A 15802-nucleotide genomic window follows, 5' to 3' on the forward strand; every position below is an offset into this window, starting at 1 on the left:
TGTATCCGATCCTTTACCTAGTCGGTTCAAAACAATGCGTCCAAGCCCAGGAAACTGTTCTTCGCTGATTTCAGGAATTCTGCCATGTTGCGTTACATAATGCTGCTTTCCCTTTCCGGATTACTCCAATGTCAGAAGGATGAAACCGTTGCGGCCTATGGTGCTGCCGAACGGGAATGGGCCCTGCAAGAGATCAACGGTCAACCCTACAATGCCAGTGCCTTATTGCGATTTCTGGAAGAAGGAAAAGTAGCGGGCAACGCCCCCTGCAACAGCTACACGGGCAGGCTTAACGCGCCCTATCCATGGTTTGAGCTGACCGGCCTGACAGCAACCCGTGCCGCCTGTGCCGGGCTTGAGGCAGAAGGGATCTATTTCGCCGCCCTGCTTGCCATGACCCAATCCGAAGTATCAGGGAACCTGCTGATATTGCGCAATGAGGACGGGCAGGAAATGGTGTTCAAAGCTGCCGATTGATCTGATCAATAAACCGCGCCCGTGCGCCGGGCAGAGGGTTGTTCCCCAACGAAGGAGCGACATGGTTCTCTAGAAAATGTCCGGTGGTCAACAATCCTTGCACCAATTCGGTATCCGGAGCGTCGCCCACGCCACGCAGGCAAGGTGGCAAGGGAAGCAACCTATCCACCCAGTCCCCTGCCCCATCAACGCTGACCGCACGACCTGTTTTCGGAGAAACATAATCCAAACCTTCTGTTACACCCGTCACGGCACAGCGTGTCAGGTCAAGGCCAAACCCCAGCTCTTCCAGCAGCGACAATTCCCACCGCAGATAGGCAAGCACCCAAATTTCGTCCTGACCCAGCAGATCCATCAACTGTTCGGTTTGTTTATAGATGCGCGGATGCGCTTCGCGCTCAGGCAAACAGAACGAGAGCAGGGCCACCACCGCATTCAATCCAGCCAGCGCAAGCCTACCCGAAAACGCCGCCACCGCCCGCGACCGCAGGGGCTCGACCTGAAAAGTGCCGATATGCTCCTCGAGCCGTGCGCGCCAAAGCACATCTAATTGCGCCCCGGGCTGCAGGATCGGCGCGATCTTGCGGCTGGTTCCACCACGTACGACGCCGGCATGACGACCGTGGCCTTCGGTAAAGACCTCGATAATTGCCGCCGTTTCGCCATGGCGGCGTGAGGTCAGAAGTATGCCGTGGTCGCGCCAGTCCAAAGCGTGTCCAATCTTGTGGGGTCAGTCCTGCCCGAGCAAAAGAACGCAAAGCCGGGACCACTGCAAGAGAGACTGGGAAATCGACGACCTATTGGGTCAGAACGTGACCCCCGCGTGGATCAGGATGCCCAGGACCATAAGAAGGTTCAGCACCATAGAAATGCCGTTGCCAACATAGATGGGCAACTTCTTGACGATCAGACCGTAGATGAACCAAAGCAAAGACAACGCCGCATAGAGCGACCATGTTAACAGCGATTGGCCCGACGCATGTTGAGAGTGGGTAAAGAAGAGCTTCACAAGCTGTGGAAGGGTGGCAAACGGGCCTAAAATGCCGACAAATACCATGAAACCCTCGAAGTGCTTCATCACAAGACCAAGGTTTGACTTTATGAACTTCTGACCAAATGTTTCAGCCAACGTAAGACCTCTATCCTTGCCATAGGCCGCAACAACCCGTTTCAGCACCATCCGATAAATACGCATACGAATAGCGAAAATGGACCATCTTACCAAGACCTATGACATAACTTTGGCAGAGGCCTGCACCGCGTCTGTGCTACTACCGCTAATCCAGACCGTCCTCACCCAGCAAATGGCGCCCCTGCCGGTCTTCGACCTCAATCACCCAGAGGTCAGGGTCAAAGCTGCGCTGGCGTTGGATAGCCTCGTCCACATCGACCTCGGGACCAGAGGAGAGTTCAACCCACTTGCGCTCACCGCTCATCAGATCAAAGCTGCGCTGGAAGGCTGTGGCCTGACCGTCCAACGTGTTGAGCTTGATCAAAACCGCGCCGGCTGTGTCGTCACCATGGGCCACAACAAAGGCCGGTATTTCCTGAAATCGTAACCGTGCCAGATAGGCGTGAACCCAGAAGTCTGCCGTCAGTCGCGTCATGCGTTTCCGTCTTTGAATTCCAGACCCATTTCCGAATAGCGCTCGGATTCCTCCAGCCAGTTTGGCCGGACTTTGACCTGCAGGAACAGGTGGATCTTGCGATCAAGGAATTCTTCCAGCTCGGCCCGGGCCGCTTGGCTGACGGCCTTGATGGTCTCGCCCTTTTTGCCCAGAACGATACCTTTATGTCCGTCGCGCATGACATAGATTATCTGGTCGATCTTTGCCGACCCGTCCTTGCGCTCTTCCCAGTTCTCGGTCTCGACGGTCAGCTGATAGGGCAGTTCCTGATGCAGCCGCAGGGTCAGCTTTTCGCGTGTCATTTCAGCCGCGATCATACGCAACGGCAGATCAGCGATCTGGTCTTCCGGATATAGCCACGGGCTCTCGGGCAATTCGCCCGCCAACCATTTTCGCAGATCGTCAACGCCATGGCCCTTCTCGGCCGAGATCATGAATGTCTCGGCGAAAGAATAGCGGGAGTTGAGATCGCTGGTCAGGGCCAGCAGAACTTCGGACTGCACCCTGTCGATCTTGTTGATGGCCAGCGCGACGGTGCGGCCCTGCCCGATCTCGTTCAGACCTTCAAGGATGCGCTCTACGCCCTCGGTGATGCCACGATGCGCTTCGACCATCAGGACAACCACATCGGCATCCGCGGCCCCGCCCCATGCGGCGGCCACCATTGCCCGATCCAGACGGCGACGCGGTTTGAAAAGGCCCGGCGTGTCCACAAAGACCAGCTGTGCATCACCTTCCATCGCCACGCCCCGGATGCGGGCGCGGGTCGTCTGAACCTTATGTGTCACGATCGAGACCTTGGCCCCGACCATGCGATTCAGAAGGGTGGATTTGCCTGCGTTGGGCTCTCCGATCAGTGCGATAAATCCGGCGCGTGTCGTCATCTGGGGTTTGATCCTGTTTGCAGATGGGCCTCCCTATCGCAGAAAGAGGCAGCGGACCAGAGCGATTTGCAGCTTTGGCACATGCGTTCAGGATGGCATTGGGTGGGGTATGGTGGGCGACCCATCACCGGATAGGATCCGTGTTCGACCGATAGGCATTTCCGGCCAGCCCTCAGGAGACAGACTGTTTTTACCCGGTAGACTAATTCTGCAAACGGTCCAGCAACGACTTGGCGGCCGCCTGTTCGGCCTGACGCTTTGACCCTGCTGTTGCCTGCTCTTCCGCCCCGTCCTGAAGACGCGCAGCGATGGTGAAGACCGGCGCATGGTCCGGGCCAGAGCGTCTGACTTCGACATAGCTGGGCGGTTTCTGGCCCCGTGCCTGCGCCCATTCCTGAAGCGCCGTTTTGGCGTCACGGGCGTCGGCCTCGACATCGTGGATGCGATCACCCCAGAGCTTTAGGATAACGGCGCTGGCGACCTCGAACCCGGCGTCGCGATAAACCGCAGCAATGACTGCCTCCATCGCGTCGCCAAGCAAAGCTTGTTTGCGCCGCCCTCCGGACAGCATTTCAGATCGGCCCAGTTTCAGTACAGCACCCAAATCAATCTGCAGCGCCACATCTGCACAGGCCTCTTTGCGCACAAGCGCATTGAACCGGGGTGCAAGCTGACCTTCGCTCGCTTTTTTGTCCGCCTCCAGCAAGGCCGTCGCCATCACCAGACCCAGCACCCGATCACCCAGAAATTCGAGCCGCTGGTTGTCCGGGCGCGTAGCCGAGGATACCGATCCATGGGTCAACGCGCGCACCAACAGCTCGGGGTTGGCAAATTCATACCCCAGACGTTTTTGAAACGCCTTTATTTCGGCGGAAAGCTTCAATTCACAGCCTTAAAGAAGCGGTCTCCGCGCCAGGTCCAGAAGAACAGCATCGACCGGCCAGCGGATGAGAACATGATACGATCTGCACGACCAATCAGGTTTTCATAGGGTACATATCCGACACCCCCGGCCGATTGCGGCAGGCGGCTGTCGCTGGAATTGTCGCGGTTATCGCCCATAAAGAAGTATTCGCCTACGGGCACGGTATAGACGCCGGTATTGTCCGACCCCTGATTGCCGATATTTATCACATCATAGGACACCCCGTTGGGCAGGGATTCGATCATCCGGGATTTCTCGCAGGCGCCGCCCCGCCCGACAGCGCCGTTTTCACAGCGGGGGAACTGGCCTTGTGGTCCCTGGCGTTCATAGGTTTCCGTAAACACTCCATCGGGTTCCTGCGGAACCGGAGTACCGTTCAGGATGATCTGGCCCTCAATGATCTGGATACGATCGCCGGGCAGGCCAATCAGGCGTTTGATGTAATCGCGACCCGTCACCGGATGACGGAAAACGATCACATCGCCGCGCTCGGGATCGCCGGCCCAGATACGGGTGTTGTCATCACTTTGCATCCAGCCACAAACATCCTCGGCGTCGATATTGAGGCCGACGCTTGGAATAATCAGACTGGGGCAAGAGGCATAGGAATATCCATAGGCCATTTTGTTGACGAACAGGAAATCCCCGATCAACAAGGTCTGTTTCATCGACCCTGACGGAATCCAGAACGGTTGAAAGAACAGGGTACGGAAAACGCCCGCGATCAACAGCGCATAGACGATGGTTTTGATCGTCTCCCACACGGGATTTCCGGTTTTGACGTCCTCGGCCATACTGCTCTCCGGTCCTTGGTTTGTTGGGGTGCTACATGCGCGGCGCGGCGGGGTTAGTCAAGACAGAGCGCTGCGTTCGCGAATTGGGCGCGCCTCGATCACCACGAAGGCCTGCGCCCAGGGGTGGTCATCGGTTAGGGTGACGTGGATGATCGCCGCGTGACCCTCGGGGGTCATATCGTTGAGCCGTTCCGCCGCCCAACCGGTCACATGCATCACTGGCTGGCCGGTTTTAAGGTTGGTGACAGCCATGTCCTTCCAGGAAATCCCCATACGAAGCCCGGTGCCCAGCGCCTTGGAGCACGCCTCTTTCGCGGCCCAGCGCTTGGCATAGGTGCCCGCGGTGTCGTGGCGGCGTTCGGCCTTGCGCTGTTCGATGTCGGTAAAAACACGGTTGCGAAACCGGTCACCAAACCGGTCGAGCGTGCCCTGAATGCGGTCTATGTTTGCGAGGTCTGTGCCGATGCCTAGGATCATGACAACCGAACCGTCAAAATCTTGTAACTTGCCACCCCAAAGAACCCGGCAAAGGCAAAATCGAACCAGCGGCGGGCGCGGCGGTAGGCGCGGACTGTGCGTTCGGAAGAGAAAAGGAATGCATAGCTGATGAAAATGAGCAGCGAGCCCGCGTAAAGCAGGCCGAAATAGCCAAGCAGCATCGACAAGCTGGCGTCATTCGGGGCAACGATAGCGTAGATCGAGCCCCAGCTGAGGATCGCCTTGGGGTTGGTCAGGTGAATCGCCGCGCCTTTGGCAAAGATGGTGCGTAGCGAGCCGGTGACCGGGTTGCCCAACGCCATCTCATCCGATGACAGCGCCCGTTTCAGGGCCTTGAGCGCCAGCCAGCCCAGATAGGCTACACCAACATAGCGGATTACTTCGAACACCCAGACATTGGCCAGCATGATCGCCGACAGGCCCAGCGCGGCGGCGATGCCCCAGGCAGCGGACCCCGCACAGATGCCCAGTGCAAAGACCAGACCGGCGCGGCGGCCTTCGTTCATTGCAGTTCCGGCGATGCCCATGGTTGCCGGACCGGGTGAGCCTCCGGCCATCAGCCAGGCGATCCAGATTGCTATGAAACCCGAGGTTATCATCCCCGCGCCTCATCCATCAGGCGGCGCATTTCCTGAATGGCGGGGGTCATGCCCAAAAAGATCGATTCGCCAATCAGAAAGTGACCAATGTTCAACTCGCGCACCTCGGGGAAAGCGGCGACAGGTTTGACCGTGTCGTATGTCAGACCATGTCCGGCATGCACTTCGAGGCCAAGCGAATGGGCAAAGGTGGACATGTCGCGCAGGCCTTCCAGCTCTTGCGCTGCCTCATCCAGTTTGCCTTCGGCATGGGCGTCACAATAGGCGCCTGTGTGCAGTTCGATCACTTCGGCGCCGATGCGATGCGCGGCCTCGATCTGGCGACGGTCGGCGGCGATAAAGATCGACACGCGACAGCCCGCATCACGCAAAGGTGCAATGAAATGGGCCAGTTTGTTTTCTTCGCGCGCGACTTCCAGCCCGCCTTCGGTGGTCCGTTCCTCGCGCTTTTCGGGGACGATGCAGACCGCGTGCGGCTTATGGCGCAAAGCGATTTGTTGCATCTCGGGCGTGGCTGCCATTTCAAAATTCAGAGGTACCGAAAGAACCTCCATCAACCCGTCAATATCTGCGTCCGAAATATGCCTGCGATCTTCGCGCAGGTGAGCAGTAATGCCATCTGCACCGGCTTGCTCGGCCAGCGTGGCCGCGCGCAAAGGGTCGGGATAGACCCCACCACGTGCATTCCGCACTGTGGCCACATGGTCGATATTCACACCGAGACGCAAACGGTTCTCAGACATCCTTTGATTCCTTTCCCAAATCCTGGCTCGAGCCTAGTTGGTTTGACTCTGGAACGGCAGCCTCGGATTCAGCCAGACGTTTGATTTCTTCAAACTTCTTTTTGATCCTGTCGCGACGCCGTTGCTGATAGGTGTGGACCAGCGGCAGGCTGAGATAGTAGCAAACCACCCCAGCCAGCAATCCGGGAAGAATGCCGCCAATCAGGTACGGAAAGAAAACCTCGTCGTAGAAAATTCCCAGCCCGTGCCAGTCAGCCACCCGGTCGGTGAATACTGCAATCAGGTTGTCTTTGAGATCACCGATAGCATTGGCGAACTTCCCCATAAGCCCATGGGTGTCGCCCTCTTCAAACTCGGTGCCCAACAGGAAATGCCCGGTCTGAAGGCAAACCACCCCGATGGGCACATAGGTCAAAGGGTTTCCGAAAAACGTACCGCTGAGTGCAGCCAGCATATTGCCGTTGAACAATCGCGCAGCCAGGGCGGCAATGCCAAAATGCAGCCCGTAAAAAGGTGTAAAGGCCGCAAACACTCCAAACCCTACCCCGCGGGCGATGCGTTCAGGTGAATCCGGCAATCGCCGGACGCGGTGTTTCACATAGTGGAAGGCCCGGGTCCAGCCACCACGAGGATAGACGAATTCCGATGCGATCTGGACAGGCGAGCGTCGATCTCGGCGCTTGAATACCACTCCTGATCACCCCTTCTCAGCCAGCCGCAACTGCGGATTTAGCTCTGTCTCTGAAACGTTCAACCGCTGCAACATCGCTTTCGGCCTCAAGCATCAACATCAACGAATGCAACTGCTCTAGGTCGCGCAGTTCAACGTTGACCAGCAGGCGGTAAAAATCCGGTTTGCGATCCACAAATTCTAGGTTCGAGATATTGGCCTTTTTCTCGCCGATCAATGTACAAATGCGACCCAGCACACCTGCGTCATTGCCAATCGTAACATCAATCGTCGCCCCGTAGACAGCAGGGTGAGTACCCGAGTGCCAGTGCAGATCGACCCAGCGTTTGGGCTCACTCTCGTATTCGCTCAGGCGATCACAGTCGATTGCATGCACGACAACACCTTTGCCGCGATAAGTGATCCCGACGATCCGTTCACCCGGCAATGGCTGGCAGCAAGGGGCGCGGTCAAACTTCTGCCCCGGCTCAAGACCGATCACGGCCCGGCGCATCGGAATGGCATCACCATCATCCTGCGTCAGTTCTGGGTAGACGGCGCTTACCACATCATGGGCAGTTAGTTCTGCACTGCCCAGGCGCGCCAGCAGCTCATGCCGGTCTTTCAGGCGCAGATGCTTGGCAGCAGTGTCCAGCGCCTTGTCGGTCGCTTTGCGCCCGACATGTTCAAATCCCGATCGCGCGAGTTCTTTGCCCAGCTTGATGAACCGCTCTCGGTCAACCTCGCGCAGGGCGCGACGAATGGCTGTACGGGCTTTGCCGGTGACGGCAATTTCCAACCACGTGACTTGGGGAGTCTGACCGTCAGCTGTTATGATATCCACCGACTGCCCGTTCTTGATCCGGGTCCAAAGTGGCACGCGAATACCATCAACCTTGGCCCCCACACAGGCGTGCCCGATGCGCGTGTGGATGGCATAGGCAAAGTCGATCGGCGTCGCACCACGCGGCAGTTTCACCACGTCCCCCTTAGGCGTGAAACAAAAGACCTGGTCCGAATACATCTCGAGCTTGACCGCCTCGAGGAAATCCTCGTGATCCTCTTCGCTGTCGAATTGTTCGGTCAGGTTGGCGATCCACTTAGCCGGGTCGACTGCAAAGGGGTTTTCCGAACGCACGCCATCCCGATAGGACCAGTGCGCGGCCACGCCAGTTTCGGCGACATCATGCATCTGACGGGTGCGGATCTGAACCTCGACCCGCTTGCCGTCACGGCCTGAAACGGTGGTGTGGATCGACCGGTAACCGTTCGATTTCGGCTGACTGATATAATCCTTAAACCGCCCCGGCACGGCGCGCCAACGCTGGTGGATCGCGCCAAGGGTTCGATAGCAGTCTTCTTCGCTTTGCGTAATGATGCGGAACCCGTAGATGTCGGACAGACGCGAGAACCCCTGGTCCTTTTCCTGCATCTTACGCCAAATCGAATAGGGTTTCTTGGCACGGCCAAAAACCTCGGCTTCAATCCCGGCCTTTTCAAGTTCGTGCCGCATGTCGCCGGTGATCCGGTGGATCACGTCACCCGTTTCGCGCTGCAGCGTGATGAAGCGGCGGATGATGGACTGGCGGCCTTCAGAGTTGAGAACGCGGAAGGCGAGGTCTTCCAGCTCTTCCCGCATCCATTGCATACCCATACGGCCTGCAAGCGGCGCGTAGATATCCATCGTCTCGCGCGCTTTGACGATCTGCTTTTCGGGCCGCATCGCCTTGATCGTGCGCATATTGTGCAGACGGTCTGCCAGCTTGACCAGAATGACCCGCAAATCCTTGGACATCGCCATGAACAGCTTGCGGAAGTTCTCGGCCTGTTTGGTTTCGCGGCTGGACAGCTGAAGGTTTGTCAGTTTGGTGACCCCATCAACCAGCTTGGCGACTTCTTCGCCAAACAGCTCAGACACTTTGCCGTAATTGGCCTTGGTGTCTTCGATCGTATCGTGCAGCAGCGCCGTGATAATAGTCGCATCATCCAGACGCTGTTCGGTCAGGATGGCGGCAACGGCAACAGGGTGGGTGAAATAGGGCTCGCCAGAATGGCGGAATTGCCCATCATGCATCTGCTTGCCGAACTCATAAGCTTTGGCAATGCGGTCTGCATTCGTCTTGGGATTGTAGTTGCGGACCAGCGCAATCAGGTCTTCAGCAGAAATCATCCGGTCCGCACCTTCATTTGTGGGGATTACCCCTGGCCTTGAGCCTCCATCAGAGCGCGCAGCAGCTTTTCTTCGGACATGTCGTCATCCGCAGGCTTGTCTGTTTCCGCACCCATCAGCAGCGCCATCTGGTCTTCTTCGGGCTCGTCGACCTCGATTTGGGTCTGGTTGGCCTCAATCAGCCGCTCGCGCAGCTCATCAGCGCTCTGGGTCTCGTCAGCGATCTCACGCAGAGAAACAACTGGGTTTTTGTCGTTGTCACGGTCAACGGTGATCGGACCACCGGCGGAAATCTCGCGCGCACGATGGGCGGCAAGCATCACCAATTCAAACCGGTTCGGAACCTTGTCTACGCAATCTTCAACCGTCACGCGGGCCATGGGGCGCTCTCCGTTACTGAATCCATGTCAGGAAGAGGTTTATCTAAGGGCGAATCCCTGCCTTGACAAGCAGGAAATGCTGCAAATGCACCAATCATAACGGGGTAACTGCCGCAATATCGTCCGAAGGAAGCCCCGCAAGCATTTCCCTGACGGTCAGGTCCAGTATCGGATGCCGCCAATTCGGGGCAACATCCGCCATGGGAACAAGCACAAACGCACGATCCTGTACCCTTGGGTGCGGCAGGATCAACTGATCCGGCGCCTGCTGTTTCTGATCTTCGGGCGGCAGCGATAACCAGCTTTGAAAAACCTCGCGGTCGGGCAGAACCAGATCATCGTAACAGACCAGGTCCAGATCCAACGTCCGCATTCCCCAGCGCTGAATCCTCTCGCGCCCGTAATCATGTTCAATTCCATGCAATATCTGCAGCAACTCAATGGGTGACCTTTCAGTCTCGATCAACACGGCCGCATTCACATAGTCCGGGCCCGCGCCCGCAGGAAAACAAGGGGTCGCATAAAAGCGGCTTTCAGCCCGAATCAACAGCCCCTGGCGCAAAATCGCGTCAATGGCATTCCGTAGCGTCAGATGGGGCTCAAAACCTCTCACTTTGAGATTTGCACCGAGGGCAAGCACTGCTTTTGAGGTGGTTTTGCGCATCCTACTCCCTATATTCGGCGAATTGCATACTTGCGATACACCATAAAACCCCTAATTATGGAGATATCAATGCGCTGTATTTTCCCAAGACTCACTCACGTAACACGCAGCGCGCTGATTTGTACCGGAAGGACCTATTTATGTTTTATAAAGACGAACGGCTAGCGCTGTTCATCGACGGCTCGAATCTTTATGCAGCCGCAAAAGCACTGGGGTTTGACATTGACTATAAACTGCTGCGCCAGGAGTTCATGCGCCGCGGTAAGATGCTCAGAGCTTTCTATTACACAGCGCTACTTGAAAATGACGAGTATTCGCCCATCCGTCCACTGGTTGATTGGCTGCATTACAATGGCTTCACCATGGTTACGAAACCGGCAAAAGAATACACCGACAGCATGGGGCGTCGGAAAGTCAAAGGTAACATGGATATCGAACTGACCGTCGATGCCATGGAGCTTGCACCACGTGTAGACCATATCGTGCTGTTTTCCGGCGACGGAGATTTCCGCCCGCTGATCGCAAGCCTGCAACGTCAGGGGGTACGCGTTTCTGTGGTGTCGACCATCCGCAGCCAGCCCCCCATGATCTCGGACGAATTGCGCCGCCAGGCCGACAACTTCATTGAGCTGGAAGATCTCCGCGACGTGATCGGTCGTCCGCCGCGCGAAATGCCGATGGAACCGCGCACCGTTGCCGCAGGCGGGTAGTAACTGGCCCCAAAGCAAACTCGGTTGAAAATTAGCGCGGTCAGGGGAAACCCTGGCCGCGCTTTTTAAACAAAGATCAGGTGCTGAAAACACCTATTGGCTAGCATTGAACCATGTCGGATCAATGACATTGTCCTGACTGGACCATGGCCGTGAAAAGACTTACCTGTGTCGGTAAGGAGAACGCGACATGACCAAGCCCCCCCTGACCCTCTATCTCGCCGCCCCGCGCGGGTTCTGTGCTGGTGTCGACAGGGCCATAAAGATTGTCGAGATGGCGCTGCAGAAATGGGGCGCCCCGGTCTATGTTCGGCACGAGATTGTCCATAACAAATTCGTGGTCGATGGATTGCGCGCCAAAGGTGCGGTCTTTGTCGATGAACTGGAAGACTGCCCCGACGATCGCCCGGTGATATTCTCGGCGCACGGGGTTCCCAAATCGGTACCCGCGACGGCGGCGCAGCGCCAGATGGTCTATGTCGACGCCACCTGCCCGCTGGTCTCCAAAGTCCATGTCGAAGCACAGCGCCACGCCGAAGCCGGGCTGCAGATGATCATGATCGGACATAAGGGCCATCCCGAAACTATCGGAACGATGGGACAGTTACCCGAAGGAGAGGTTTTGCTGGTCGAAACGGTTACGGACGTCGCAGACGTCCAGGTCCGCGACCCTGACAAACTGGCCTTTGTCACTCAGACGACCCTGTCGGTTGACGATACAAAGGATATCATTGCAGCGCTTCAGACTCGGTTTCCATCTATCGTCGGCCCTCACAAAGAAGACATCTGTTACGCCACAACCAACCGGCAAGAAGCAGTCAAGGTCGTGGCCCGGAAGTCCGATGCCCTGTTGGTTGTGGGGGCGCCGAATTCATCTAACTCTCGCCGTTTGGTCGAGGTCGCGGCACGCGCGGGATGCAGCTATGCCCAACTGGTGCAGCGCGCGACCGACATCGACTGGCGCGCACTCGAAGGTATCTCTTCGATCGCTCTGACAGCAGGCGCTTCTGCACCCGAGGTTCTGATCAACGAAGTTATCGATGCGTTCAGACAGCATTACGATGTGACGGTCGAAATGGTTGAAACAGCGACCGAGAATGTCGAATTCAAAGTCCCGCGCGTCCTGCGCCAACCCGCATGAGCGGCATACCAAGGGCGCCGCTGTTTCTTGGGTTGGCCGGGCTGATCCCCTTCATCTGGGGCGCGCTGACCTATCTGAACGGCGATCTGAACGACTGGGGCCGACAGGCACTGGGCGCACGTTTTGTCGGTCCGTATATCCAGTTGTATTATGGGGCGATCATCCTCAGCTTTATGTCCGGCGTGCTGTGGGGGTTTTCCAGTAAAACCTCTGGCAGCAAGGCCGCGACCTGTTATGCGCTGTCCACATTACCCGCCCTGTGGGCCTTTCTGAAAACCGGCAGCGGGCCTGTCAGCACTGGCACAAATCTGATGTGGGGGTTTGGCGGGCTACTGGTGTTAGATGCCATCTTTTCGTATTGGCGGCTAACACCGGTCTGGTGGATGCGGTTGCGCATTTTGCTGACCGCAGTCGTATTGGCCTGCCTTACCGTCGGAGTCTATCTGTGAGCGATCCCAAAACCATCAACGCCTATACCAACAACGTGGCCGAATACCTCAAGGTTCCTCTACCACCGGAGCAGCTGACATCGCGTCAGGAATTTGTCGATGCCGTCGGTAAGGGGCATGTGTTGGATCTGGGCTCGGGCCCCGGGTCAGACAGCGCGTTCTTTCTACGCCAGGGCCTGAGCGTGCATGCGCTGGATGCGACGCCCGCTTTTGTTGACTATGCGCGCGCCAATGGCGTGGACGCGCACCTGGGTACTTTCGACGACGTGACCGAAGTGGCCGCATATGACGGCATCTACGCCAGCTTCTCGCTGCTGCACGCGCCCCGCAAGGATTTCCCACGCCATTTGGCGGCCATCCACCGGGCGCTGAAACCGCAGGGCGTTTTTTTCCTGGGCCTCAAACTGGGCACGGGCGAACATCGCGATCATCTGGATCGCTATTATAGCTACTTCTCGCAGAACGAGATCGAGGAGGCCCTGGCAGATGCCGGCTTTACCATCGACGGGATTAGGACCGGGATCGGCAAAGGTCTGGCGGGTTCTTACGATGGCTTCATTCTGGTGCTGGCCCATGCCTGAACTGTTTGCCTATACTGACGGTGCTTGTTCCGGTAATCCAGGCCCGGGCGGCTGGGGTGTGTTGCTGCGTGCAATGGACGGCGACACCGTCCTGAAACAGCGTGAACTGAGCGGCGGCGAAGCTGAAACCACCAACAACCGAATGGAACTGCTGGCCGCAATCAGCGCGCTTGAAACGCTCGAACGTGCCTCGAAAATCACCGTAATCACTGACAGCGCCTATGTGAAAAACGGCGTCACCGGCTGGATATTCGGTTGGAAAAAGAACGGCTGGAAAACCTCGAACAAGAAACCGGTCAAGAATGTCGACCTGTGGCAACGGCTGGATGAGGCGCAGGTGCGTCATGATGTGACCTGGGAATGGGTCAAGGGCCACGCGGGTCACCCGGAAAACGAAAAAGCCGACGAACTGGCCCGTGCAGGCATGGCCCCGTTCAAGCCCAAGAAGACGCAGCCATGAACGGTTTGGACCTGCTCGATTATGCCTCGGTTCTGGTTTTTGCGCTGACCGGCGCATTGGTCGCCAGTCGCGCGCAGCTTGATCTTGTAGGGTTTGCCTTTATCGCCTGCCTGACCGCCGTTGGCGGCGGCACGGTGCGTGACCTGCTGTTGGATCGGAATCCGGTGTTCTGGGTTGGCCAGCCCAGCTATGTCCTGATGGCCTGCAGTGCGGCGGTGCTTGTGTTCTTTACAGCCCATCTGGTCGAAAGCCGATATAACTGGCTGGTTTGGTTGGACAGTTTCGCCCTGTCCATTGCAGTAGCTGCCGGCACGGGCGTCGCATTATCCTTGGACCAATCCGGCACGATCGTGGTGTTGATGGGTGTCACCACCGGATGCTTTGGCGGCCTGATGCGGGACGTGGTCTGCAACGAGGTTCCGCTGGTGCTGAAACAGGGTGAACTTTATGTGTCTTGCGCCCTTGCAGGCTCGGTAGCGGCCGTTATTGCCAACCGGATGGGGTTCGAGGAGCTGACCGTGCTTGCCGCATGCGCCCTGATCTGCTGGGCATTGCGGGCAGGATCGCTGCTGTTCGGCTGGAAACTGCCCGTCTACAAAAGCCGCCCGCCACGCAGTCGCCCTTGATCAAGGCTTAGCGGCGCTTATAGGTCTGCCAGATCCAGATCACCAGAAGCGCCCCCAGCACAGCGCCGACAAACCCGGACAGCCAGCCCATCATCGTGACCAATGCCCGCAGAAGAAACCCACCAACCAAGGCACCAATGATACCGATCAGCATGGTGGTTGGGATATCTGCCTCGATCCGCATCAGGCGGGTGGCCAGAAAACCCGCAGCGGCGCCGATGACGATCAGGGCGATGACGGGCATGTCACTTCCTCCAATGGGTCGGAACGATGATCAGCGCCCCGATCGAGGACAGCACTGCATCCAGACCGGGCGGGCCAAAGCTGATCCCAAACATGATGCGCACGAAATAGAACAGGAATGCACCGCCTACGCAGATGATGATCGACTGCAGAATGCCATTATGGGTAAAGCCGGATTTCTCGGACAGATAGCCGACAATCCCAGCAATAACGACAGTCCCCATCAGGATCATGAACATGGCGGCCTACTCCGATGACAGGCGGGTACCAACGGCAATCGGCCACCCCCGCAGAAAAGTTTCCCTATCCTGCGCCCCTTTACCCGCCCGTTGCAAGCGCAGCAGCTTAATCGCGTCATCGTCACAGGCAACCTTCAGTTGGTTGTCAAGAACCTCTCCTGCAACACCCTGCCCCTCGGCCAATTTGGAACCAAGCAGCTTGATCCGCTCGCCATTAATCTCGGTCCAGGCGCCGGGAAAAGGGGACAGGCCACGGATCTGACGGTCAATTTCGACCGCGGGTCTGGCCCAGTCAACACGCGCCTCAGCCTTGTCGATCTTGGCGGCATAGGTCACGCCGTCGTCGGGTTGAGGCTCGGGCGTCAGGTTCGGCAGTTTGGACAGTGCCTCGACGATCAGAGAAGCGCCCATTTCGGACAGCCGGTCATGCAACTGCCCTGTGGTCTCCTGCGCACCAATGTCGGTGGCCCGCCGCAACAGGATTGGCCCGGTATCCAGACCAGCCTCCATCTGCATGATGCAGGTTCCGGTTTGCGCATCACCCGCCATGATCGCCCGATGGATCGGCGCAGCCCCCCGCCAGCGCGGCAACAGGCTTGCATGAATGTTCAGACATCCCTGCGATGGCGCATCCAGAATCGGTTGTGGCAACAACAGGCCATAGGCCACGACGACAGCCACATCCGCATTCAACGCGGCAAAGGCGTCCTGTTCTTCCGCCGATTTCAATGAGACCGGATGCCGAACGGTCAGTCCCAATGCCTCGGCCCGATCATGAACTGGGGTTGGACGATCCTTTTTGCCTCTGCCCGCTGGGCGCGGAGGCTGGCAGTAGACGGCGGCAACCTCATGCCCCGCATCAATCAGCGCGTCCAGCACCGGAACCGAGAAATCGGGTGTCCCCATAAAGATCAGCCGCAT

The 15802-nt window shown here is 57.7% G+C and carries 23 protein-coding genes; 7 read left to right on the plus strand and 16 right to left on the minus strand.

Annotated elements, in window-relative coordinates; genetic code table 11:
• The first annotated feature begins 84 nt into the window (after positions 1–84).
• Positions 85–477 (plus strand): META domain-containing protein, encoded by a 393-nt coding sequence (locus AC2FIC_RS14280; protein WP_142639257.1) that lies wholly within the window; start codon positions 85–87, stop codon positions 475–477.
• Here AC2FIC_RS14280 and recO read toward each other — a convergent pair.
• The 13 genes from recO to folK all read right to left on the minus strand — a co-directional run bounded on the left by recO (position 461) and on the right by folK (position 10432).
• A complete protein-coding gene (recO, locus tag AC2FIC_RS14285) occupies positions 461–1186 on the minus strand; it encodes a DNA repair protein RecO (protein ID WP_496692200.1) in 726 nt (241 codons plus the stop codon). The two genes, AC2FIC_RS14280 and recO, sit on opposite strands and share 17 nt — an antisense overlap.
• 96 nt (positions 1187–1282) lie before the next feature.
• Positions 1283–1672 (minus strand): SemiSWEET transporter, encoded by a 390-nt coding sequence (locus AC2FIC_RS14290; RefSeq protein ID WP_246097298.1) that lies wholly within the window; start codon positions 1670–1672, stop codon positions 1283–1285.
• Positions 1673–1754: 82 nt separating this feature from the next.
• The gene (locus AC2FIC_RS14295; RefSeq protein ID WP_142639253.1) at positions 1755–2084 is read right to left on the minus strand and encodes a DUF1491 family protein; all 330 of its coding nucleotides are present in this window, start codon (positions 2082–2084) and stop codon (positions 1755–1757) included.
• Entirely contained in the window at positions 2081–2989 is a 909-nt protein-coding gene (era, locus tag AC2FIC_RS14300) for a GTPase Era (RefSeq protein WP_496690318.1), read from the minus strand. The genes AC2FIC_RS14295 and era overlap by 4 nt, the downstream gene beginning before the upstream one ends.
• 202 nt (positions 2990–3191) lie before the next feature.
• Positions 3192–3872: a ribonuclease III gene (gene rnc / locus AC2FIC_RS14305; RefSeq protein WP_496678783.1), complete on the minus strand. Its 681-nt coding sequence runs from the start codon at positions 3870–3872 to the stop codon at positions 3192–3194.
• Positions 3869–4708: a signal peptidase I gene (gene lepB / locus AC2FIC_RS14310; RefSeq protein ID WP_496692199.1), complete on the minus strand. Its 840-nt coding sequence runs from the start codon at positions 4706–4708 to the stop codon at positions 3869–3871. The genes rnc and lepB overlap by 4 nt, the downstream gene beginning before the upstream one ends.
• A gap of 57 nt (positions 4709–4765) precedes the next feature.
• Complete coding sequence (acpS, locus tag AC2FIC_RS14315) at positions 4766–5185, minus strand: holo-ACP synthase (protein WP_271951349.1); 420 nt, start codon at positions 5183–5185, stop codon at positions 4766–4768.
• Positions 5182–5805: a LysE family translocator gene (locus AC2FIC_RS14320; RefSeq protein ID WP_271951355.1), complete on the minus strand. Its 624-nt coding sequence runs from the start codon at positions 5803–5805 to the stop codon at positions 5182–5184. The genes acpS and AC2FIC_RS14320 overlap by 4 nt, the downstream gene beginning before the upstream one ends.
• Positions 5802–6548 (minus strand): pyridoxine 5'-phosphate synthase, encoded by a 747-nt coding sequence (locus AC2FIC_RS14325; RefSeq protein WP_281995877.1) that lies wholly within the window; start codon positions 6546–6548, stop codon positions 5802–5804. Before AC2FIC_RS14325 ends, AC2FIC_RS14320 begins: the two co-directional genes overlap by 4 nt.
• Complete coding sequence (locus AC2FIC_RS14330) at positions 6541–7239, minus strand: DUF2062 domain-containing protein (protein ID WP_142639238.1); 699 nt, start codon at positions 7237–7239, stop codon at positions 6541–6543. Before AC2FIC_RS14330 ends, AC2FIC_RS14325 begins: the two co-directional genes overlap by 8 nt.
• A 16-nt stretch (positions 7240–7255) precedes the next feature.
• A complete protein-coding gene (locus AC2FIC_RS14335; RefSeq protein WP_142639236.1) occupies positions 7256–9388 on the minus strand; it encodes a RelA/SpoT family protein in 2133 nt (710 codons plus the stop codon).
• Between the two features lie 26 nt (positions 9389–9414).
• Positions 9415–9768, minus strand: coding sequence for a DNA-directed RNA polymerase subunit omega (rpoZ, locus tag AC2FIC_RS14340; protein WP_142639234.1), 354 nt, complete (start codon positions 9766–9768; stop codon positions 9415–9417).
• Between the two features lie 94 nt (positions 9769–9862).
• Positions 9863–10432: a 2-amino-4-hydroxy-6-hydroxymethyldihydropteridine diphosphokinase gene (gene folK, locus AC2FIC_RS14345; RefSeq protein WP_496692198.1), complete on the minus strand. Its 570-nt coding sequence runs from the start codon at positions 10430–10432 to the stop codon at positions 9863–9865.
• 140 nt (positions 10433–10572) lie between these two features.
• Between folK and AC2FIC_RS14350 the strand changes: the two genes are divergently transcribed.
• From AC2FIC_RS14350 to AC2FIC_RS14375, 6 genes are all read left to right on the plus strand, one after another.
• A complete protein-coding gene (locus AC2FIC_RS14350; protein ID WP_142639223.1) occupies positions 10573–11142 on the plus strand; it encodes a LabA-like NYN domain-containing protein in 570 nt (189 codons plus the stop codon).
• 190 nt (positions 11143–11332) lie between these two features.
• The gene (ispH, locus tag AC2FIC_RS14355; protein WP_496692197.1) at positions 11333–12283 is read left to right on the plus strand and encodes a 4-hydroxy-3-methylbut-2-enyl diphosphate reductase; all 951 of its coding nucleotides are present in this window, start codon (positions 11333–11335) and stop codon (positions 12281–12283) included.
• Positions 12280–12732 (plus strand): DUF3429 domain-containing protein, encoded by a 453-nt coding sequence (locus tag AC2FIC_RS14360; protein WP_496692196.1) that lies wholly within the window; start codon positions 12280–12282, stop codon positions 12730–12732. The genes ispH and AC2FIC_RS14360 overlap by 4 nt, the downstream gene beginning before the upstream one ends.
• On the plus strand, positions 12729–13313 hold the full coding sequence (locus tag AC2FIC_RS14365; protein WP_281973504.1) for a class I SAM-dependent DNA methyltransferase: 585 nt from the start codon (positions 12729–12731) through the stop codon (positions 13311–13313). Before AC2FIC_RS14360 ends, AC2FIC_RS14365 begins: the two co-directional genes overlap by 4 nt.
• Positions 13306–13773, plus strand: coding sequence for a ribonuclease HI (gene rnhA, locus AC2FIC_RS14370; RefSeq protein ID WP_496692195.1), 468 nt, complete (start codon positions 13306–13308; stop codon positions 13771–13773). The genes AC2FIC_RS14365 and rnhA overlap by 8 nt, the downstream gene beginning before the upstream one ends.
• Positions 13770–14399: a trimeric intracellular cation channel family protein gene (locus AC2FIC_RS14375; RefSeq protein WP_496692194.1), complete on the plus strand. Its 630-nt coding sequence runs from the start codon at positions 13770–13772 to the stop codon at positions 14397–14399. The genes rnhA and AC2FIC_RS14375 overlap by 4 nt, the downstream gene beginning before the upstream one ends.
• Before the next feature lie 7 nt (positions 14400–14406).
• On the opposite strand, the gene AC2FIC_RS14380 is transcribed toward AC2FIC_RS14375, so the two are convergent.
• Genes AC2FIC_RS14380 through fmt form a run of 3 tightly spaced genes read right to left on the minus strand, consistent with a single transcriptional unit; the run spans position 14407 to position 15802 of the window.
• Positions 14407–14643, minus strand: coding sequence for a GlsB/YeaQ/YmgE family stress response membrane protein (locus AC2FIC_RS14380; RefSeq protein WP_282022239.1), 237 nt, complete (start codon positions 14641–14643; stop codon positions 14407–14409).
• A gap of 1 nt (position 14644) precedes the next feature.
• Entirely contained in the window at positions 14645–14881 is a 237-nt protein-coding gene (locus AC2FIC_RS14385) for a hypothetical protein (protein WP_282022238.1), read from the minus strand.
• Positions 14882–14887: 6 nt separating this feature from the next.
• Positions 14888–15802 carry a methionyl-tRNA formyltransferase gene (fmt, locus tag AC2FIC_RS14390; protein ID WP_496692193.1) on the minus strand — a complete coding sequence of 305 codons (915 nt, stop codon included), beginning with the start codon at positions 15800–15802 and terminating at the stop codon, positions 14888–14890.

Source organism: Ruegeria sp. CDSC079 (genome assembly GCF_059610505.1).